The sequence below is a fragment of the Lacihabitans sp. LS3-19 genome (genome assembly GCF_024343575.1).
Taxonomy (GTDB): domain Bacteria; phylum Bacteroidota; class Bacteroidia; order Cytophagales; family Spirosomataceae; genus Leadbetterella.
This window is the reverse complement of record NZ_RJUA01000027.1, coordinates 1-23,135: the sequence shown is the minus strand read 5'-3', so window position 1 is coordinate 23,135 and position 23,135 is coordinate 1. Positions and strand designations below refer to the sequence as shown.

The 23,135-nt window shown below is 32.1% G+C and carries 15 protein-coding genes; 4 read left to right on the top strand and 11 right to left on the bottom strand.

Translation table 11 applies throughout. The features are described from left to right. The 3 genes from EGI22_RS14470 to EGI22_RS24080 form a co-directional block, all read right to left on the bottom strand. Positions 1 to 412: transposase (locus EGI22_RS14470; protein WP_255069177.1), on the bottom strand; the 412-nt coding region annotated here is incomplete at its 3' end. Positions 413 to 610: 198 nt separating this feature from the next. Beyond that, positions 611 to 1,921, bottom strand: coding sequence for a 30S ribosomal protein S12 methylthiotransferase RimO (gene rimO, locus EGI22_RS14465; RefSeq protein WP_255069176.1), 1,311 nt, complete (start codon positions 1,919 to 1,921; stop codon positions 611 to 613). Between the two features lie 72 nt (positions 1,922 to 1,993). Further along, the gene (locus tag EGI22_RS24080; RefSeq protein WP_255069175.1) at positions 1,994 to 4,057 is read right to left on the bottom strand and encodes a gliding motility-associated C-terminal domain-containing protein; all 2,064 of its coding nucleotides are present in this window, start codon (positions 4,055 to 4,057) and stop codon (positions 1,994 to 1,996) included. Between the two features lie 109 nt (positions 4,058 to 4,166). On the opposite strand from EGI22_RS24080, the gene EGI22_RS14455 reads away from it, so the two are divergent. Both EGI22_RS14455 and recO read left to right on the top strand, forming a co-directional pair. After that, positions 4,167 to 4,763, top strand: a complete 597-nt coding sequence (locus tag EGI22_RS14455) for a heme-copper oxidase subunit III (protein WP_255069174.1) — start codon at positions 4,167 to 4,169, stop codon at positions 4,761 to 4,763. Beyond that, positions 4,753 to 5,436, top strand: coding sequence for a DNA repair protein RecO (gene recO, locus EGI22_RS14450; protein WP_255069173.1), 684 nt, complete (start codon positions 4,753 to 4,755; stop codon positions 5,434 to 5,436). The genes EGI22_RS14455 and recO overlap by 11 nt, the downstream gene beginning before the upstream one ends. 3 nt (positions 5,437 to 5,439) lie before the next feature. Here the strand turns inward: recO and plsY are convergent, their stop codons facing one another. The 4 genes from plsY to EGI22_RS14430 form a co-directional block, all read right to left on the bottom strand. Continuing rightward, on the bottom strand, positions 5,440 to 6,036 hold the full coding sequence (gene plsY, locus EGI22_RS14445) for a glycerol-3-phosphate 1-O-acyltransferase PlsY (RefSeq protein WP_255069172.1): 597 nt from the start codon (positions 6,034 to 6,036) through the stop codon (positions 5,440 to 5,442). A 111-nt stretch (positions 6,037 to 6,147) separates the two neighbouring features. Further along, positions 6,148 to 8,007: a glycogen synthase gene (locus EGI22_RS14440; RefSeq protein WP_255069171.1), complete on the bottom strand. Its 1,860-nt coding sequence runs from the start codon at positions 8,005 to 8,007 to the stop codon at positions 6,148 to 6,150. Between the two features lie 199 nt (positions 8,008 to 8,206). Then, complete coding sequence (gene ruvB, locus EGI22_RS14435; protein ID WP_255069170.1) at positions 8,207 to 9,232, bottom strand: Holliday junction branch migration DNA helicase RuvB; 1,026 nt, start codon at positions 9,230 to 9,232, stop codon at positions 8,207 to 8,209. 68 nt (positions 9,233 to 9,300) lie between these two features. Next, entirely contained in the window at positions 9,301 to 11,940 is a 2,640-nt protein-coding gene (locus EGI22_RS14430) for a PKD domain-containing protein (protein WP_255069169.1), read from the bottom strand. Positions 11,941 to 12,215: 275 nt separating this feature from the next. On the opposite strand from EGI22_RS14430, the gene EGI22_RS14425 reads away from it, so the two are divergent. Together EGI22_RS14425 and EGI22_RS14420 are read left to right on the top strand one after the other, a co-directional pair. Beyond that, positions 12,216 to 13,271, top strand: coding sequence for a type IX secretion system membrane protein PorP/SprF (locus EGI22_RS14425; protein WP_255069168.1), 1,056 nt, complete (start codon positions 12,216 to 12,218; stop codon positions 13,269 to 13,271). Between the two features lie 120 nt (positions 13,272 to 13,391). After that, complete coding sequence (locus tag EGI22_RS14420; RefSeq protein ID WP_255069167.1) at positions 13,392 to 15,377, top strand: thioredoxin family protein; 1,986 nt, start codon at positions 13,392 to 13,394, stop codon at positions 15,375 to 15,377. Positions 15,378 to 15,431: 54 nt separating this feature from the next. Here EGI22_RS14420 and EGI22_RS14415 read toward each other — a convergent pair whose 3' ends face one another. The 4 genes from EGI22_RS14415 to EGI22_RS14400 all read right to left on the bottom strand — a co-directional run bounded on the left by EGI22_RS14415 (position 15,432) and on the right by EGI22_RS14400 (position 22,917). After that, on the bottom strand, positions 15,432 to 16,649 hold the full coding sequence (locus EGI22_RS14415) for an MFS transporter (protein ID WP_255069166.1): 1,218 nt from the start codon (positions 16,647 to 16,649) through the stop codon (positions 15,432 to 15,434). Between the two features lie 168 nt (positions 16,650 to 16,817). Further along, on the bottom strand, positions 16,818 to 20,906 hold the full coding sequence (gene avs2, locus EGI22_RS14410; RefSeq protein ID WP_255069165.1) for an AVAST type 2 anti-phage system protein Avs2: 4,089 nt from the start codon (positions 20,904 to 20,906) through the stop codon (positions 16,818 to 16,820). Then, on the bottom strand, positions 20,906 to 21,856 hold the full coding sequence (locus EGI22_RS14405; protein ID WP_255069164.1) for a hypothetical protein: 951 nt from the start codon (positions 21,854 to 21,856) through the stop codon (positions 20,906 to 20,908). Before EGI22_RS14405 ends, avs2 begins: the two co-directional genes overlap by 1 nt. Beyond that, complete coding sequence (locus tag EGI22_RS14400; protein WP_255069163.1) at positions 21,853 to 22,917, bottom strand: hypothetical protein; 1,065 nt, start codon at positions 22,915 to 22,917, stop codon at positions 21,853 to 21,855. The genes EGI22_RS14405 and EGI22_RS14400 overlap by 4 nt, the downstream gene beginning before the upstream one ends. Between the last annotated feature and the right edge of the window lie 218 nt (positions 22,918 to 23,135).

Sequence of the window (23,135 nt, the reverse complement as noted above, 5' to 3'; positions counted from 1 at the left end):
TGTTTTCGAGCTCACCCTTCCATGCTTCAACTAATATTTTTTGAATTTTATTCATATCACAATATTTAGCCAAATAACCTCGAACACGACTAATAAACGCATTATCACGAATAACCTCATTTAATTTTAACCGACAACCACAAAACATTTGGTAAGAAAAATTGGTCTGGAAAGCTGCCATCAGTTTTTCATCACTTAAACCAGTATAATGTTTCAAAAACATTAAGCCAAAATAACCAGCTTTTGGAAGGTAAGATGGGGCTCCAGCAGGGTGCCTCTTTTCTGGGAGAACTTTAACCAAATCATTCCAAGGAATCAGCTTGTAAATTCGCCCAAGCTCGGTCGAATTATTGAAAAAATACCATTCAGGAAAAATTGGGCTATCAAAAGAAAATAATGTATTTTGCACCATATTTTAGGGAGGTAAGGTGCTCTAAAATACACAAAAAACCCCAAATTTCCAAGAAATTGGAGGTTTTCGGGGTTTTGTTTTTAAAATATAGTACTGGTAATTAGTAGGTTACGATACTTAAGGACGCCCGAATTTCCACTAAAAATGACTTTGGGCAAAAGGTTAGAATAATTCATTAGAATTTTCTCTTGTAAAATTCTATTTGGCTATTTCTCCATATAAGTCAAACTCTGAAGCACTTTTAATTTTAATTTGTGCAAAATCCCCCAAACGGAGATACTCATCGGCTGAGACTAAAACTTCATTATCAACGTCTGGTGAATCAAACTCTGTTCTACCTACAAAATATCCGCTCTCTTTTCTATCAAACAAAACTTTGTAGGTATTCCCAACTTTTTTCTGGTTTAGCTCCTCAGATATTCCCTGCTGAAGCTCCATAATGATATCGACACGCTCTTGTTTGTCCTCTGGTGACACATTGTCTTCCATGCCGTAAGAATGGGTATCATCTTCATGTGAATATTGAAAAACACCTAACCTGTCGAATCTTTGTTCTTTTACGAAATTGTACATCTCCTCAAACATATCCTCAGTTTCGCCAGGATGACCAGCTATCAAAGTAGTTCTTATAGCTATATCGGGCACTTTAGACCTTATTTCATTCAGCAAAGCTTCTGTTTTGGGTCTATCTATACCTCGACGCATGAGTTTTAACATTTCGGAAGACCCATGTTGAAGAGGCATATCTAAATATTTGCAGATATTTGGCTTTTTGGCCATCACATCCAAAATGTCCATCGGAAAACCCGAAGGATAAGCATATTGCAATCTTATCCAATCTATCCCTTCCACATCAGATAATCTATCAAGAAATTCCGCCAAGTTTCTTTTTTTATAAATATCCAAACCATAATAAGTAAGATCTTGAGCTATTAAAATAATCTCTTTTGTACCTTTGGCAGCAAGGTTTTTTGCGGAAAGCAATAACTCTTCCATCGGCCTGGACTCATGTTTACCTCGCATGATAGGAATAGCACAAAAACTACAAGGCCTATCGCAGCCTTCGGCAATTTTCAAATAAGCATAATGTGCCGGCGTGGTAAGTAAACGCTCACCTACTAGTTCTTTTTTATAATCCGCTTTAAGTGTTTTCATCAACCTTGGCAACTCATTCGTACCAAACCAAGCATCAACCTGTGGAATCTCTTTTTCTAAATCATCTTTATATCTATGAGATAAACAACCAGTTACAATTACTTTTTCGACATGTCCCGCCTCTTTGGCTTCCACATATCTTAAAATTGTGTCTATACTTTCTTGTTTTGCATTGTCTATAAAACCGCAAGTGTTTATTACAACTATTTGAGCATCATCCTCTTCAGATTCGTGGCTTACATTTAGGCCATTGCCTTTAAGCTGTGTAAAAAGTATTTCTGAGTCAACTAAATTTTTAGAACAACCTAGTGTGACAATATTTATTTTTGACTTACGATTTCCTTTTGTTTTCATATTTTCTTATTTCGGAGCACAAAGGTCGAAGAAAAACAGCAGAAATGTCTAAAGTTTTTATGATTTTATGGCTTATCTAATCAATTCAAGTGCACCTAATGAAGAAAAGACCTCCCCATTTTTATGAATTGCAGATAATTTATAAGAATACAAGCCAACAGGAGCAGGTTTTCCTTGTAAATTCCCATCCCAAGTATCAGTAGGATTTTTTAACTCGATAATTTTCTCTCCAAACCTATTGTAGATTTGCAATTGAAAAAAATCGAAATTCGAAGTTTTGCCTTTCAATTCAAACAAATCATTGTTATTGTCAGCATTTGGGGTGAAAACTTCTGGAATAAATAATGCCACTATTACAGGTATTGTGATGGTATTAGAATAAGATTCATGAATAGAAGTGGAATCTGCTTTTGCTTTAATTCTAAATTTTGCATCAGAATCATATTTGTCAAAACTAACAATATGCGTATTAACTGATTTATTTAGAGAAACTTGATCGATTACTAAATCACTTTTTTCGTCTATATATTCAACTTCGTAAGCCCCTATTTTATCCAATGAAAATGGAGACTCTTTCGTCCATATGATTTTATCTGAGGCATTTTTTTCTAAAAAAATAGAAGAGAAGTTATTTACTAAGGCTGACTTGCTATTACAAATATCCTGATAACCAACTGAATATTTTTCTGATTTAGAAACTGGTATTTTATCAATAAATTGGTTTTGAGATTTATCAAGACTATCTATTATATCCAAATTACCATTTTGAACTTTGTAAAGATAAAATTTTTCAACATCAACTGGCCAATTGGGCTTGTTTTCAAAATTTATTTCGTTGGTATTTGTAAGACTTGTACTTACCCAAGCATCTGAGAGCTTTTCGGCTATAATTTCAGACCTGTCTTTACAAATCTGATTTGAAATACTTTGTCCAGAAAACGGAGTAAAATTATAGACTCCTGAAACATTTGAAATGACTTGATAACAATATTTCTTTTTACAATCTATATTAGAATCTGTATATTTTTTATCTTGAAAAAGTGTTGGAATTTCTAAAATATTTTGAGTCGCCTCAATTCTAATTATTTTTTGTGTTGAAGTAATATAAGAAAAAGGATAAACATTATTCTGCCCAAACAATTTATTAGGATATTTTTCCCAATCTAAATCATACTCGTAAGGTTTAAAAGTAGCTGAGTTTAAAGGATGGGTACACATTTCAGCAGATCTTTCAGAAAATACTCCACAAATATTATTTTTCCTTTGTACAAAAAAACAATAAGTGCTTGTAGTATCTGTAATTGGGTAATTGTATTTCCCAGGTTTAATATTTGCTATATTTGGAAAATTTAAATTTACCAATGCCCCTATTTTATACGCAAATAAATTATATACTTCATTGTCATTTGAAGTATCTAAAAATGCTCCAGAGAAAGTAATAGATGCATTTGACTTGGAGGTTAATTCTATTTTTTTTATGGCTGGATGAAATTGAGAAGTCGTGGCATTTGGCCCAAAAATAGGTGTAACAAGCTGAATAGTAGGCGAAGGATTAATACAAGACTTTGACAAATCTGTATATTTCCCTTCTACTTTAATATTTACAGGAAATGCCAAAGTTTGTATTTTTTGATAAGGCAAATCGGCCTTTGTGATATTAATGACAATAGCTCCCATAGTTATTTCATAAGAATCAAAGTCGTTAAGTTCGTGAACTGGAATATTGATACCAAGAGTATATGGAGCACATACAGTATAACTATAAATTGGAGAATTATTGGACCTTAAAACAATGTTCTTGCAGGCAATTGTAATTTTTCCTGACTTTTCTCCGATTTGCAAAATTGTTGAAATTTCGGGTTGTTGTTTTAAAGTATTAAAATTTTTCGAATTTTGAGAAGAAGCAATTGCTTTAACTGTTTCTAAACTTTCATCCTGGTAATCGAAAACATATTTTGGATTTTGTACACCAGAAGTATTCGTTAAAGTAACCAATTTGGGCAAACAAATACTTGCTTCACTAAAATCAAAACCTCCTTTTTCAAAAGAAGGATCATTGCAAAGGTTTTGTGCGTAGGCTTGTCCAAAAAGACTTATCTCAAACAACCCGATTAATATTATTTTATAAAGTTTCACTTTGCGAAAAAATATTCGTTGAGATTCAAATCATTAAGGCAAAAACCTTGTTTACAATATGAAATCAGCTCAAATTTGTTTGCTAATTTATAAAAATAATAATCAATTAATGTCTATTAGAACCAATAAACTTATTAAAAGGCGGGAACCTTTTACGTTCATGCTATATCTTGGAATTTTAGGTAGCATTATCTTATTTTTAGCCATTTTTCTGATATTTCTAAAAAAAGAATATATTAATCAAGATATTCCAATGGTAATACCAAAAATATTTTGGTTGAGCACTTTAGTGATTGTTTTTAGTAGCATTAGCTTCTATCTTTCCAAAAAATATTTAGAAAACCAAAACTTCCAAAAATCGAAAACTTATTTGGCTATAACATTTTTTATGGGACTACTATTTTTAGTTTTTCAATTGGTAGGATGGTACAATTTAGCCAACGAAGGCAAAACGATTAGCACTCATACTGGAGCTTCTTTTTTAATAATCCTTTCTGGTTTACATATTTTACATACTTTTGGCGGAATTGTAGCCTTGTCAAGAGTTGTTTCTAAGGTATTCAGCAATAAAACTTACGTTGACTCTTTTGTTTATTCTGTAAACCCCCCAAACCAGCTATCTATAAGGCTAGTTTACATTTATTGGCATTTTATAGATATACTTTGGCTGGTTATTTTCGTATTTTTGCTGTATCATGCTACATAAAACAAAAGGTATAGTCATTAGTTTTATTAAATATAAGGAGACATCTATTATAGTTAAAATCTATACAGAAAAGTTCGGGATACAGACATATATTGAAAATGGCGTCAGGAGTTCTAAAGGCAAAAACAAAATAGCCTTATTCCAACCCTTGACACTGCTTGATATGGTTGTTTACCACGATACTAAAAAAGAAATCCATAGACTTTCAGAAGTAAAGTGCCTTTATCCTTATAATACCATTACAGTTGATATAAAAAAGTCGAGTTTAGGGATATTCATAAATGAGGTATTAAATAATAGCCTAAAAGAACATGCTGAAAATATTCCTCTTTTTAATTTTTTGCTTGATTCTCTAAAATTTTTGGACCAACATGAAGACCAAATAGAAAATTTTCATCTCTATTTTTTAATAAACTATTGCTTTTATTTGGGTTTTGGTCCAGAAAATGCCCGAGATGTAGTGGAGCAACTTTACGACCATGCCTTCCCTGTAAATGATGCAGAAGCGGAACAAATTCAAAAAATGATATCAAGTGATTTTGGAACACTCCTTAACATCGGCAAAAAAATGCGATTAAAACTCCTAGAATTGCTTTTAGTCTATTATAAAATCCATGTAGAAAACTTTGGTGATTTACGATCTCTTGGTGTGCTAAAAGAGGTCTTGGAGTAAGACTTATACCTTTTTACCCAATTTGTTTTCATTCCCATGCATTAATTTCTGAATATTGACTCTATGCGTGAAAACTATCAGCAATAATAAACCAATTGCTATATAGGACAATGAATTTAAAACACCATTTGAAATTAAAAAATATACTACAAAAGCTAATCCAGCCAATAATGAACCTAAAGATACATATTTGGTTATATAAACTACAGTTATAAAAACTAACACACTGACACCTCCGCCAATTGGAGATACCGCCAAAATCACACCTAGAGATGTAGCAATTCCTTTACCCCCTTTAAAGCCTGCAAATACAGAAAAAATATGACCTAAAATTGAAGTTATACCTATTAAAAATACCAGGTCTTCAGACAGCCCTAAAAATCTAGCTAAATAAGCGGGGATTAAACCTTTCAAAAGATCAAAAATCAAAACTATAATTCCTGCTTTTTTCCCTAAAACCCTCAATGAATTTGTAGCTCCAATATTACCGCTACCATGTTGTCTGATATCTATGCCATGAAAAAACTTGGCGTACCAATAGGCAGTCGGAATTGATCCTAGAAGATAAGCAAATAAAAATAAGGATATTTTTAAAAACATAGTAGACATCGATATTAAAATACAAAAATACAAAATTGTACGATTTTAATACCAAAAAATAAAAAATGATTGCAAATAACTTATTTACAATCATTTAGAAAATATAGAATTTTAACTTTTCCCTAATCCTTTCTTTTTCAAGGCTAGGTCATGAGCAGTGTCATAATAGGCTCTTAGGTTTGTCCAATCAAAAACATCTGAAATGTTTTCGACTTTGTTTCGCTGCATAATTCTATCTCGGCGACTCATTGTGACAAACTTGAATAAAATATTGGCCAATTGGTCAGCAGCTTTATCGAAGTTTTGGTCTTTGCGATTCACTACATATACACCCACATTTTCGTAATCGTCCATCAGTTGCATCATAAAATCTCCAAAGCCTGACAAGTCACTGGTGACAGTTGGTATGCCTCTTACAACACATTCAAGAGGGGTATAACCCCAAGGTTCATAGTAACTAGGAAAAACCCCCAAATGGCAACCTCTAACAAACTGGCTATATTCCATACCAAAAAGAGGGTTAGTTGGGGAAATAAAATCAGGATGATATACAAACTTGACTCTATCTTGCTGATGATTCATCAGATTGGTTTTTTCAAAAAACTCTGTAATTTCATCAGGTTGTTTCAATAAATGTGTAACCGTACGCGGTAGGGTTTTTGTTCTCCAAGTTTGAATGGTTCTACGGAGTCTTAATCTCCAGTATTCGCTCACAAAATCATTAATATCAGGTAATTTTGGGTCTTCATTAGAGGCAGAAGCATGAAACAAATGTTCTCCTATCTCATTTTCGATAGACTCACAAGTTTGGCGTATTTCTTCCATTACGGCCCTAGATTGTAGCACTTGAGGATCTATTGAATAAATAGGATTCTTAGTAATCATAAACATAACCACTGTCATGTCCATTCCAGACTGCACAATTTTGAAGTTGAGCCTTTTCAAGGCTTCTAAGGTCAAATCATAACCTTTATTTTTAAACTCGTATCTACCCGAAGTAAAGAAATATAGGGTGTTGTCTAAATCCCAAGAATAACTTTGGAAAAAATGCCCCATTACAAACTGATTGATCTTTTGTTTATACTTTAAGTGCAAATTCTGAAACTCATGCGTAGCTGCAAATCTTGTTATATTTAATCCATTTGGAAGGATTAAATCACAAGTTCTACCAAAAAAAACTTCGCATTCTTTGGCTGTCACATCACTTACGGTAGTCAAAACATGACATAGTTGAGCTGATTGACGCTCTATGCCAGCTTGAGCTTCTATACCGTAGTTTTTTGCTTCGACATCCCATTTGTATGAGTCTAATTTTTCATAAAAATCATTGACATTGCCTGCAATATATCTACCTAACATAGTAGCATGTGTTGTAAACACAGTGCCAACATTTACTTTGTCTTTTCTGAGATCTATTAAGGCAGTTGAGGCCATCCATTCATGAAAATGAGCAACAACTTCTTGCTTTTTACTAAAATCTTCAATAAATGTCTGTAAATATTTTTTTACTAAATCGCCAAAAGCGATAACCCTATTAACCAAATCCTCGCAGTTAATTGTAGAGATTTGGTGTCTTTCCCAAAGATCAAACTTTAAGGCGTCTACATTGGCTAGATTGGAAGTAAAATCAATTAAAATAATTCGAGGTTTACCCGTTACCAGCCACCTTCCGTAATAAACATCAAGCCCTTTTTCACGCAAACTTCTGGCTGCTTGTGAAAAAATCGATTCATCTTGATCTAATCTCTCGAATTCTATCCCTGCGGTTTGAGCAAAATAAGGCCCAATCAAACAATAATTATCGCCCCACTCATCTACCATAGCTGGCACTTTGGATCGTATAACAGTATATATACCCCCTACTTGATTACAAACTTCCCAAGCCGCTTCAAACAATATTGGTTTTATTGTAGCCTTCTTTTCGATTTTTATGGTTTCTTCTTGTTCTCTTTTTAATTTTCCTATGGGCATATTTCTTTTACATTTAAGGTTAAGCTATGAACTTTCTTTCCCTAATCTGAAATTCCAAAAAAGGGTCAAAACAAACAATTTTAATATTTAAAGGATTATAATTCAGTTAATTAATAAAAAAAATCACTATCTAGAATCTCTTTGAATCTAACACAGTGATAAAAATAAAAATAAAAATGTAAATAAAAATAAAATAGGCTTAAAATAACTCACCTAATTTATATTTTGGCACAAGATTTAAATGCTTGTAAGCTTTTTCAGTGGCTTCACGACCACGAGCAGTCCGTTTCAAAAATCCTTCCTGAATCAAAAAAGGCTCATAAACTTCTTCAATAGTTTCTGCTTCTTCTCCTACTGCTGTAGCTATTGTAGATAATCCCACAGGGCCGCCTTTAAATTTTTCCACAATGGTTAAAAGTATCCTATTGTCCATTTCGTCCAAACCATCTTGGTCAACTTCCAAGGCTGTAAGAGCCATTTCGGCTATTTCGATGGTTATAATTCCGTCGCCTTTCACTTGAGCAAAATCTCTCGTTCTTCTTAATAAGTTATTTGCAATTCTTGGTGTTCCTCTGCTTCTCCTAGCTATCTCAAAGGCACCTTTTTCATCTATTGGGGTATTTAAAATATAAGCTGACCTTCTTAAGATTTTACTTAAAAGTACGGCATCATAATATTCTAGTCGAGCATTTATTCCGAATCGAGCACGCAAGGGGGAAGTCAACAAACCTGAGCGAGTAGTAGCTCCAACTAGCGTAAACGGATTTAAGCCAATCTGAACACTTCGGGCGTTAGGCCCGCTATCAAGCATGATATCAATCTTATAGTCTTCCATAGCCGAATACAAGTATTCTTCTACAATTGGATTAAGACGGTGAATCTCATCTATAAAAAGTACATCATTTGTTTCTAAAGAAGTAAGCAAGCCTGCTAAATCACTTGGCTTATCCAAAACTGGGCCTGAGGTAATCTTTAAACTAGCACCTAACTCATTGGCCACTATATGCGAAAGCGTAGTTTTACCCAAGCCTGGAGGTCCATGTAACAACACATGGTCCAACGCTTCGTTTCGCATTTTGGCTGCTTTTACAAAAACTTTCAGGTTTTCAAGAATTTTATCTTGACCAGAAAAATCTTCGAAAGAAATTGGCCTCAAAGCTCTTTCAAAGTCCTTATCTCCTGGACTCATTCCCTCATCATCACCCGTTAGGAAGTCTTGACGCATGTATTTTTCTTAAAAAACTATGTAAATAATACCTCAAATATAGAGGTCTTTATCGAAAAAACGGAGAATTATTTCAAAATCAAGATTGAGCCGCGGGTTTGAAGTGTTCCACGTTCGGGGAAGTATTTCGATTTATAATTTATGGTATAGGGATACAATTGATTTGCAAATACTTTGCCTTTATACCTCCCATCCCATTTGATTTCTGGATTTTTAGAGTTAAAAACCATTTCTCCCCATCTGTTGAAAACTTTAAAATCAAAATCAGTAATGTAAGCAGGGATTACTTCAAAGGTATCATTTAACGAATCGCCATTAGGAGTAAAAACATCAGGAACAAATAAGGCAGGTTCACACCCTTCTAAAACAGTGATTTTATCATCTGCTTTACACTCAAAATTATTCTCAACATTTAGTTTATAAACCGCTGGAATATCAAAAACATAAGCGGAATCATCGCTAATCTGTGCATCAAGTGTGGTAAGCCAAGAAAAAAGAAAAGAGTTACCCCCAGTGGTTATTGGTCCAACAGTTTTCTTTTCAAATTCTTCCAAACAGATATACAACTTGTCTGGCAAATCAATAACTGGGCTTGGTTTTATGTAGATACGACCGTCAAACTCTTTCGTAATACATTCTGTTTCTAAAAGTTTATTAACGACTTGACTATTCACAACACCAGCAGTGGGCGAAGGATTAAAAATTTTAACTTTAATCTTAATATTATTCCACCCTAATTTGGGGAAAACGTAAGAAACGCTCAAGCCTTCCTTACTTGTACCATCTTCAAAAACCCAAGTGACCTCACTTCGCATTGGACTACAAACACCCTGAGTGGTAAGTACCGATGGTGCGTTAAAGCAATTGCCAGAGTAATTGGCAGAAAGGCCATCCCCATCTTGGTCAGGCTGTACATCTACTTGATTTGTTAAAAATTGACCTGAAGGACTGGATAAAATAACATTTTGGTTATTGCTTGTTGTAACTTCAGAATATCCAACTGCAATAGCGTTACCAACAACTTCTGGAGCATCTACATAAGGCAAATAATTTTTCCCAAAAATAGTAAGAAATACTTGTGCTTTAAGTGAACCAAAAGGCTCCGTTTGTACCTCACCATATTTTTCCGAAACTGAAGTAGCTATTATATTAATATTATTACTTATCAAAATCGGGTCTTCGAAAAGCAACGGTACTTGTATAAAATAGGACTTTTCACCCAAAGTAGGATCACCTGATAGAGAAACATAAAGTAAACCATTACTCGGAGAAAAACTCATTCCAAAGATATTTGGAGGTGCGGCAATTTTTAAATCTATCAATAATGGATTACCTAATTTATTGCCAATTGGATCGACATCGTATACCTCAACAAAATTTTGACCTCCAATTACTAAACCTTGAGCTAATTTTTTGCCATCATTTGAAATTGAATATGCGTTGTTGGTTTGGACTGTATTTAATGTTCCTATATTTTGACTTTCTGAATTTACACCAAGAGTATCTACATTGGTTATTTCGAAAGTGTTTGTAAGTGCATTTTGATTATAGATGACATACCCAGTATTATCAAAATTCGCAGTAACAGTCATACTAGGCGTAACAGGATATAATACAGGAACATTCACGTCTGTAATTGCCCCTTTTTTATTATTATATCTCATATCTATTACCGTATAGGACAAAAGGCCTGTTTGCAAGTTAACTGTAAACAAGTAGTACTCTTCAAATTCACATGAGTTACATGAATTTTTAGGAATTAAATAGATAGATGATGTTGAATTTCCATTTAGTCCTATGTAAGGTGACCCATCAACCATTTTGATTTCAGACTCATCTTTGCCTGAATAAATTTTAATTCCATCAGAGTATAAAACCAGATTTCCCGATTTATCATAAACAATAGTATTAGCACCATTAGAAACTAATTTATGCTTTTGAGCAATTTCTCTTCCTGCAGAACTATCACTTAGAGAGTCTAAACTATTTATTAGATTACCTTCACTTGCAAGTGAATCAATTGGGTCTGGCGGCGAACTTGTGGCTTTGTACTCTATTATCACACCGCCGTTCAAATATTCTTTTTGAACAGGGCTCCCAGAAGGCTTCTCCTGTAGGCAAAATTTCACTTTTATTCTCGCTGACCTACTACATCCAGTCGTTTTATCTTTTACCTCAACCGAATAACATCCCGAAGTATCAACTTCTATTGTTGAGGTGGTTTCACCATTCGGAAACCAGAGATATTCATAATTATTTCCAGCTAGATTTCCTTTGAATGGATTAAGTTTTAAGGTACTACCATCACATACTGTAGTATCTGTATCTACTTTATCATTAAATTTTGGCTGATTGGGATAAGTTCCAACAGTTAAAGTCTTTGTAAAATTGTTTATAACGCCATTATTATCTACATTTCTAAGGTTTACAATGAAAGTTCCTGGAGTATTATAAAAATGTTTTGGGTCACGTGTAGTAGCTGTGTTTCCATCTCCAAAATCCCAATTCCATGCCACTGAACTTCCTAGCGTATCAAAAAAAGTAGTAGCTTGCGAACAACCAATACTTTGACCAGGATTATTCGGGTCTGGCTGATTTTCATTTACGCAAACTTTTGGACTTACGTAAAATTGACCATAGGAAGAGTTGTTTACTCCAAATAAGAGTAAAACTGCAAAAGGAATCCATATTTTTTCAAAAAAGGTCAATTCAGGTAAATTACTTTAATGATATACGCAAAAAACATACTAAAAATTTATAAAAATGTTAATAATTTTAAAGATAAGATTTAAAACTAAATTAAAAGGTTGTATTTGATCTATAATTTGTCTCTAATCAATTTATTAGAAAGCGTTTTCTCAAATTTCAACCTAGATTTACTTTTTTTTGTAGTTTCTACAACTTTTCAAAATTAGAACGTTTAAATTAATAAATAAATTGGAACGAAAATTGCTTTAATATAATTCGTTCCATAAATAACGATATGAAAAGACTTTTTCTAATATTGACTTTTGTAAATTTGGTAACCGTGGTCTTTGCACAAGATCCTCAGTTTACGCAGTTTTACGCAGCTCCTTTGTACCATAACCCTGCCTTCGCTGGCTCAGGATATGCCCCAAGGGTAATGTTTAACTATAGAAATCAGTGGCCTTCTCTCAATGCCAATTTTATTACTTCCGTAGTTAGTGTGGATCATTTTATTGATAAGGCAAATTCTGGTATAGGCATTACTTTGTTAAATGATGCTCAAGGTAGCAGACTTAAAAACACTGAATTTACTGCACTATACGCCTATCAGTTAAAATTAAACAATAAAAACTCTTTAAGGCTTGGCCTCCAGGGAAGTTATTCAGTACGAGGATTTGATCCATCTGGTTTAATATTTGGTGATCAACTTTCGAACAGTGGCTATACAGGCTCCCCATCTTCTGACCCTTACGCCAATCTCACCAATATGAGAACCGTAAGAAACTTTGATGTTGGTTCTGGAGCTTTATTTTATAACCCAAAAGTGTTTTTAGGTCTTTCAGTAAATCATATTACTCAACCAACTATTACTTATAGCAATCAACCAACTGCAGCAGGTTGTGCCAATGGCGATTGTATACCAAGAAAATATATGTTGAATGGCGGCTATAATATTTCTTTAAACCATTTGGTGAATGCCTCTGCAAGCAGCGATAGAGAATTTACCGTAACCCCAACATTTTTGTATAAAAAACAAGGGCAGTTTTCTCAACTGGATTTGGGTGCATATGTAACCTATACTCCATTGACATTGGGTTTACAATATAGAGGTATTCCACTTAAAAAAGTATTCTCTAGTTTCCCAAATCAAGACGCCATAGCAGCATTGGTGGGTTTCAGATTTGATAATTTTTCTTTAGGATATAGTTATGACTTCACTATTTCAGGTTTAGGCTCCCAATCTGGAGGGTCACATGAGTTCTCATTATCGTATCAATTGGATAAATTTGATAACGATAAAAGTCCTTACATAAAACAAAGAAAGAAAGAATTGGCTTGTCCAAAATTCTAAGAAATTAAAAAATAATAAAAAAAGCCTCTCAAATTGAAATATATTTGAGGGGCTTTTTGTTAAAACATATACGTTTCAAGTAAAATTGGCGTATTCCATTTTAAATACAAACTATATAAAATGTTTTCAAAAAAAATATTTCTGCTTTTATTAATATCAATTTCAATTATAATTCCTGCTTTTTCGCAAATCGAAAAACCAACTACATGGAGCACGAAAATATTACAGGAAAACCCAAGCGTAGGAGATGAAGTTGAGATAGAATTTACCGCTAAAATCGCTAAAGATTGGAAAATATATTCTAACGACATGAGTCCAGAAATTGGACCAATTGTTACAGAGTTTATTTTCGAAAAAAATCCAAGCTTTCAGCTAATCGGCAATATTCGCCAAGCCAAAAAGCCTTATAAAGTTTTTGAAGAAATTTGGGACAATGACGTTTTGATTTATAAAGAATCTGCCAAATTTTATCAAAAAGTAAAAATTTTAAAAGAAAACCCGACAGTAAAAGGTAAAATATCTTTTCAGTCATGTACAGACGTAGACGGCCGCTGTATTAATGCCAATGATAGTTTTTCTGAAAAAATATCAACTGTGGCTACTGTAGAAACCGCAAAAGAAACTATTGTTCCAGTTCCTTCGGAAATTTCCGATACTACTGCAAATATTAAAAAAGAAACCGCAAAAGCTGATAATCAAACTGTAGTACCAACAACAGAAAATTCAAAACCAGTAGAAGAATCACAAAGCCTTTGGCAGTTTTTACTAATAGCTTTTGGGGCAGGACTGGCTTCAATATTTATGCCTTGTATCTATCCTATTATGCCCATGACCGTTAGTTTTTTTACCAAACAGGAAAATGGGAGATCAAAAGCGATTTTTTATGGAATTTCTATTATGGCTATATTTGCTTTTTTTGGCTTAATAGTTAAAATATTTGGGCAAGGCTTTCCCAATTTTTTAAGTACACATTGGGCTCCAAATTTCTTTTTCTTTATCTTATTCATTATTTTTGGAATTTCACTTCTAGGTGCTTTTGAAATAGTTTTACCCCATAGTTTAGTTAATAAAGTTGATAAAGCATCGGATAAGGGTGGAGTTTTAGGGATCTTTTTTATGGCTTTTACTTTAGTTTTAGTTTCTTTTTCTTGCACTGCTCCTTTTGTTAGCACTTTGCTTGGATATTCTGTTCAAGGCGAAATTTGGAGACCTGTGTATGGAATGTTAGCCTATGGACTACCGTTTGCTCTGGTTTTTTCAACCCTAGCTATTTTTCCTGAATTTTTGAAAAATTTACCTAAATCAGGTGGATGGATGGGTGAATTGAAAGTTGTTTTTGGCTTATCTGAATTTGCTTTAGCATTAAAATTTTTAAGTAATATTGATTTAGCTTATCATTTTAATTACCTGCATAGAAACATATTTTTAGTAATTTGGATAGTAATTTCAATACTAATAACTTTATATATTTTGGGACTTATGAGAATGCCCAAAGATAATAAAGTTCAAAAATACTCATGGGATAGAATATTATTCGCTTCTCTTTTTTTCCTTTTTACTTTATATTTAATCCCGGGTGTTACTGGAAAACCTTTGAGTTTACTTTCAGGAATATTACCTCCAATGCCTGCTGAAATGGCTTCAGAAACCTTAGCAAATCCAAATATGAAACATTTGGCGAAAGGATTGTATGGCTTCAAAAACTATGAAGAAGCCCAAGCCTATGCAAATGAAGTCAATAAGCCAATATTGATTGATTTCACTGGTCATGCGTGTGCCAATTGCCGTAAAATGGAAGATAATGTATGGACTAAGCCGGGTGTATTTAAACTTTTAAAAGAAGACTTTGTGATTGCCTCTTTGTATGTGGATGATAAAGAAGAATTGCCGAAAGAAAAACAATATACTTCCACTTATGATGATGAACTCAAAACCACTGTTGGTGATAAAAACATGGATTTTGAAATAACAAAATACAATAACAATGCTCAACCTTATTATGTAATTGTAAACCCGAATGGTGAAAAAATATTGGAGCCAATAGGTTACAGTTCTGTTGAAGATTTTACTTCTTTTTTAGAAAAAGGTAAGGCTGGGTACAAGTAAAAAAAAGTTTTGAAATTAATTAAAGCACAATCGAGACTTTTCCGTTGTGCTTTTTTACTTCTTCTCCTTCACTATCCTGTAAACCCTATAAATAAACCAAATAGCAGCTGCCATTACCAAAACGCCAATAATACCTAGTATTGGATAATTTTCTAATGGACTGAATTTGTCTTTTTGTACAATAATAAAACCCGCCAATAGCGTAGCTAATCCGCCGGCTATTTGTTGAAGCGAAGAATTTATACTCATAAATGCTCCCCTATCTTGCATGTTAGGTATAGCTGATGTTAATGTTGTGGCTGGTATCATTCTGGACATTATACCCATAAATAAAAGAATATTTAGCGGGATGATAATATACAAAGGCGTTGGGCCTAAATTGGTATAAATCAAAATAAAAATCATTGCCCAAACAGAACCTATGGTAAACAACTTAAACTTATTGTACTTATCGCTCAATTTACCCACCAATGGCATAACCACCAAAGAAGACATGCCCGTAAACATAAAAATTATTGGTAATTGCTCTTGAGAAACACCGAGATTATTTACCGCAAATGCACTTCCAAATGGCATCATTAAATATCCACCAATAGACAAAAGTGCGGTAGACAGAAAAGCTATCCTGTAGTTTTTTAACAATAAAACATGCCTAAAGTGGGCCAACACATTTCTTTCATTTTTTACAGATAAATGTTCGTTTACAGGTTTAAGTTTCAAAATTAAAACCGTAATGATGACGATTGCTAGAACCACAATCATCATAAAAGGTGCATGCCAGCCCCACAAATTGGCAAAATACAAACCAACTGGAATACCTAAAACCTGACTTGCCGCAAAACCCATTTGTACTACACCCATTACCCTACCTCTTTGGTTCAACTCAAACAAATCAGTTACTATGGCCATACTAACAGATCCCATAACACCACCAAAAATCCCTGTAAAAATCCTTGCAGCCACCAAGGTTTCGTAGGTTTCGGCTAAGCCACAAAGAAATGTGCCAATAATAAAACCTGAATAAAAGAAAACAAGAAGTCTTTTTCTGTCAAATTTGTCTGCAAAACCTGCTGCTAAAAGTCCTGACAAACCTGCACTAAATGCATAACTAGAAACAGCCACACCAAATTTGGTAGGATTAATACTAAGAGATTTCATCAAAATATCACCCAATGGAGACATTACCATAAAGTCCAATACAACGGTAAACTGTGTAATGGCTAAGAGAAACATTACGAATTTCTGATAAGAACTAAGGTGTTTTGTTTCCATTAATGGTTAATTGGGGAATACGATTCCAATAAAATTGCTAATGCCATTTTATGAAAATTGGTTCAAAATCCTGCAAGAAACCTCACCCTGCCCAGTTTTCTCTATCCAAACTTCGGTATTGTATGGCTTCTGCTAAATGTTCTATTCTGATTTCTTCGGTGTCTGTAATTAATTCGAGGATTGTGAGAAATTAAAAGAGCCTTCAATTTTACCTTCTTCATTCAAATAGTAACAACCACTAATATCCAATCTGCCATGTGTTTGATAGTCATTAAAACCAATTTTCTCACCCAAAACTGTCCAAACTATTGATAAGTTTTTTTTATCCAAAATCTCCAAAAACTCATCCTTTTTTACAAGCAAGCATTTTAAACCTTTTTGTTTAACTGACGGATCCAAACAAATTAAATTACTAGATGCATTAAAATATTCAAAACCATTTTTTGTTTCAATATCCAACAAATTTTTCAAATCATTTGAAGGTAAATTGTATCTTAACCCCTCTGCTAGTGAGTAATCTTCTGAATTTGACCATGAATATTCATCTGTAGTAATTATTCCTTTAAATGGACAGTTCCCATTTTCCCCTAGTGGTTTGTAGCTTATTTTATTCCCTTCCTTTATTTCCAAATACTCAAAATATTCTTTTGACCAAAAGAAATTCAAGGAATAAATATCATTAATCGAAGTCCCTTCTGACAGCTTTGTTTCCATAAAGTTTTGATTTTTACCCCATTCTTGAAAACTATTTAAGTCATCTTTTTTAATTATATAACTCCTTAAATGATACCAAATTTCCTTGTCAGAAGTTACTATAAAGGTTTCTTTTTCTTGATAACTTAATTCAGAATTTTCCTTCCAAACAGGAAAACCCTGTAACATTAACCAGTTGTTATTAGCTTTATCTATTAAATCTAAAATATCTGAAATTTTGGGCAAATCATCAGTTAGAGTTATCCATTCAGAATATGGTACGTTCCATTTATTATAACTATAATTAAACCACCAGCCATTCTTCTCAACAGTATCTTCTTTTACTTTCTCAATAACTGTTGGGTCAATGTTTCTTCCAAGAATATCATTTGCACTTTTTAATATATAATTTAGACTATCGCCACTTTTATAAGGGTTTTGATAATAATATTTATCAGAAAGTCTGGCTAAACAATCAAAATAAGCTATATTAATATATTTTTGACCGAAATTTTCTTTACTCTTATCTTGATTACGATTTAGAATAGATCTTTCAATTTTATAATCAAATTCACCAAACAATTCACTAGTCCACCCAAGTTTGAAGACCATTTGTAAAATATATCTTTGAATAATATCAGTTGGAAATCCTTCATTTGAGTTTCTTAAGTCTAAAAGGTAAGGCTTAATTTTATCTTTAAAATAATCAAACTCGTCTGTTGATAAAACTTCGTTTAATCCGATATCTTTATTTAATAAGCTTTCATAAATTTTAAGACTATTATTTTTAACATCTACCTTAAGACCTTTATATTTTTTTAGTTTATTGATACTTTCACAAATATTTTTATAAACTTTAACAGCTTTTCGTTTATTTGTATTTAGTGTTTTTACAAAAGATTTATACAATTCTTCATCCACAAAACTAATTGATGAAAATTTTAAATTTTGGATTTCAGATTTAAAGTAATCTGAAATAGGGTTCATTACTAAGTTATAAACGAAATTTTGAGCATAAGCTTTTCTATTATTCTCATGAATATCATCATTATAATACTTTATTTTTAGTCTTTTTTCTGCCATAATTTGTTTTGGCCAATCACTTTTATATGGTGGGTAGATATTTGAAATACTTCCATTTATTTTTATACCAAAATGATTAGAAAACTCCACAATTCCTCGGGCATAATCTCTCGATAAGACATGAGTTGGAGGGTTTTGTTTGTCAAAATATAAATCATAAACCTTTTGAACAAATGATTGATTGATGTTAGTGCTTCTTGTTATTGCTCCATAGCATGAAGCTAAAAACCTTTCTAATACATAAGGGTCATTCACGTCTTTAAAATCAAATAGCAATCTTTCAGCAATACCTGTTCTATTAGTTAAAAGACAGACAACAGCTTTAGTAGCAGAGTCTCTTAAAGTATTATTTGGACATGTAAAAAACCAAATTGTTGTTTTAGCTGAGAGATAAATGGAAGAATCATCATAATGGATTAAATCATCACTCCATGCCCAATCAATTAATCTTTGAACATAAGATACCCCTTCTTTATAATCTGGTTTGTGCGAATATTCATAAAAAATATGTTTCGTCCAAATATCATCACGCTCAGCCATCGACATATTTATCAAACGATTATGAAGGAAATCGGAATTAAGTGGGTGGTCTTGTCTATTTGTTACAGACAATATTGTCTCTAAAACAGCCCCTAAGTTTATAACTTGATTTTCCCTTAAATAACCTAAAGTTCTATCAGTAATACTTTTGGCTTCTCTCCATTTCAAACTATCTAAAAAATTGTAAAAAATATAGCCATCATTTCTTAAGTCTTCTGGCAAATATTCAAATTGTTCTTTACCAAGTTTTTCGGGCAGTTCAATAGCCAAGGCCGCAATTAAAGTCGGGTAATAGTGTTTTTCATTTAGTATATATTCCAATTTCCCACCTTTATCAAACGGATTTATATCATATGTAAAATAGTTATTAATGAAATAAGAAACTTGTCTATGATCACCAAAACGTTCGTAATTAAATTCAATTGAATCAACTAATTCGTTTTTCTCATTATTCAATTGACGACTTTCTCTTAATAACCCTTCGGAAAGAAATAATTGCAGAATTCCCTCTTTTGGCAGCCCCCCGCTAAAAAAAACACTTAATTCCGTATTCAAAAGGATAAAAGCTTCATCAAAATGTATAAAATTAGCTTTGTTCTCAGCCAAAAATTTAGCTATAAGATCAGCACATCTCTGAGAAATATTTAATTTGAGTGGTACTTCGTATTTTTTATAAATACTTGTATTTAATCCGTTCAAAAATAAATCTATTATTTTTGAAATACCATTAGCCCCCTCTGAAATTTTCGTTAAACCTAAATTATTTAATCCAACACAAAAAAGCTTCAAAAATAAGGGATTATTAAACTCTGGATTCATTAATGGAATACTTGGCAGTTCCAGCTTGTGGTGCTTAAAAAAACTATTTATTGCTTGATAGCCTAAATTGCCAAAGCCTTTATGAGTAATAGAAATAAATGAATCTTTTAAATTTGTGGGAATAATCAAATCTTCATAATTAGATCTAACACTCAAAATTAAAGAAAGGTGTTTAAATGGTTTTATATCTTCTATAATTCCAGACAGTATCCCTGCCCACATTATTTTTGCCTGACCTTCATTTAGTGCGTCAATGCAAAAAAGTAATCTTTTTTGAGTTTGTTCTGCAAATTCATTTAATTTTTTGAGTACATCGTTTTTTACACAAGAAGTAGAAATTCCCAAAAAACGAAAAACTTGAAACCAAAACTCTTCTTGACTAAAATCTCCGCCTAATAATAAAATAGATGCTCCCCCATTTTGCTGATGAGTTAAAGCAGCGTCCGCCAGAAGATGTGATTTTCCCTGCCCCGCTTCTCCATTGACCAATAAAAATGGAAATTCTGATAATCTACATTTTTCTGATTCAATAAAGGTTAGTATGGCTAAAATCTCATGGTAAAAATTATTGATATTGTAGTGTCCAATTCTAAAAACAGACGAGTACCTATCATAATTGGGGTCTTGTTTTTCTAATGCATGTTTATGAAAAAATAAGTCTCTTAAAATATCAAGATTTTCGAGTATTGTTTTTAAAACATTTAAAATATAGAGAGACTTAATTTCTCCCATGTTCTGAAATTCCAATCTTCTATACCAATCATCAAGGTTTAAAATATCCTTTTGTATTTTCAAAAAACTAGACTCTGCTGTAATGGTAGAAATTCTTGTTAAATCATTAAATGAACTATGAACATTTACTAGTAAAGTTTTTATGGTTTTAACAAATTCTTGATTTCGAATTATACAATCAAAATATGCTAAAATTGGCAGTTCAATGTTTAATTCATTATCATGGCGAACACCTAGATTACTTATACTTACTTTCAAATTGTGTTCAAACCATTCTTTGGAAGGTTCAAACTCTCCATTAAAAAACACCTTTACATCGTTGTTGTCACCTTGAGTTACAACATTTTTTGAACTACCATTTCCTATTTGGCTATGATAAGTATTTTTCATTATTTAAGTTGAATAGAATTATTATTGCCTTGAATTACAGTATTATTACTACTATTATCACCAATTTTATTTTGATAAGAAATAATTTGCGGATTTTCTGATTTAGCTTTTAAATATAGTTCAAAGAATTCTAACATATCCTTTTCAGATAATTGTTCAAATTTTTGTTCCAGTAGTAACTCCAATTTTCCTTGTTGCTTAACATCTTCCGGCATTTTTTCAAATGAGCTAACAATTGCCTTTTCCTTATCATTTGAGAACCAACTTTTTACTTTTTCCCATAAATCTTTCCCTTGTGCGGAAAAAACACCTTTTGCAAGCCCTTCACCTAAGAAATAAGTAATTTCAGGCACATGTGATTGGATAGTTGTAAGTATATCATTCATAAGTGCTATTTTTTGTTTATTTGTTGCTTTTTCTAATTTATTCAATCTTTTAAATCTAATAAATGTCCTTTTGTAATAGTACAAAGTGGATCTCATTTCAGCATAAAGCCTAGCAATTTCTTCCTCTCTTTTTTCTGTTTCAGCCTCCCAAAACCATGCATAAGGGTTATTTTCTCCCTCAAAAATAATTTTTGGCTTAAAAGGATTAGGAATACCAAATATTTTTTCAAACCTTAATTTTACTGAGTTTTCTTTTCTCGGAAATTGATTAAAATAAATTTCCTTTTCTCTTTTAAAACTATCTTGAGCCTCAATTATTGAAGTTACTAATTCCTTAAAATTACCACCAAGTTTATAGTTCAGTTCTGAAATTTCAAGAACTTTTTGGGTAAATCTAGATTGTATATATTGCATGGATGATATACAAATTATTGAAAATTCAATTTGATATGCTGTGTTTTTATCCCTCGCTTTTTCAATTAACTCTTTAGATATATTTCTTAATTCAAGACTTTTAGCTTGAAAAGTTTTATGATAAATTAGCTTTAATTGTGTTTCTGTCATATTTTATTTGAATCCCAGATAGGGAAAATATCATTTTCTACAATATCCTTACAAAATTGATATAAATAGCTGCCTTTTTCAGAGATTAAGAATAAATTGTTACTCTCTAAAATTTCATATGCCGTTTTACTTGCCAACCTCCTTAAATTAGGATGCCCCATTGCACAAACAACATGTCCAGTATATTGACTTTCAGATTCTATGGCATTTTCGAAAAAACATTTCCATTCATTCAAAATAATAAAGCATGTATTTTGAATTGTTTTTTCAGGAAATAATTGTCGATGTATAAGAGCATTTCCAATAATACGCCCTTTGTATTTTTGAGGATTCATGTAAATGTTCTTTATCAGTCTATTCCACCCATCAATATTGGCTAATGTAGCAAAAGTTAAGAATCTCGTTAATTCTGAGTTTTGCCAACCTTCATCAGAATAAAGTAGATTAAAAACTTCATTAACTTTTTGAGTATTTCCTAAAACTTGAATCGCGGTTTTAAATTGAGACAACTTGTTTTTATTTACTTTTTTTGTTCGTAAGAATTCATCTAGTTTTGTCTCACAAATTCCATCTCGATTACACAATAATTTGATAAATGTCTTGGTATTCAACTCAAAATCATTGGAAATACCCTGTAGTTCACAGGCATATTTTTTTGCCAATAATAAATCGTACTTTGTCAAGAAATTTAAAGCTCTCACTAAAAAATTTTTGCTTTTATTCTTGGGGATTTCGTTTTCAATCATGACAACTAACTTTGCATTATCATAATTATTTCGCTCCAAAAAAATGAGTAATTCACCTATTATTTGTTTATTTTTAGTCTTTTCAAACAGATTAACTGCTTTTTCTTTCAATTTTTCTTTATCATAATTACTTTGCTCTAACCATTTTATTAATTGAATTATATCATTTTCATTTTTAGCCTTTTCAAACAGATTAACTGCTTTTTCTTTCAATTTTTCTTTATCATAATTACTTTGCTCTAACCATTTTATTAATTGAATTATAGCATTTTCATTTTTAGCCTTTTCAAACAGATTAACTGCTTTTTCTTTCAATTTTTCTTTATCATAATTACTTTGCTCTAACCATTTTATTAATTGAATTATAGCATTTGTTTATTTTTAGTCTTTTCAAACAGATTAACTGCTTTTTCTTTCAATTTTTCTTTATCATAATTACTTTGCTCTAACCATTTTATTAATTGAATTATAGCATTTTCATTTTTAGCCTTTTCAAACAGATTAACTGCTTTTTCTTTCAATTTTTCTTTATC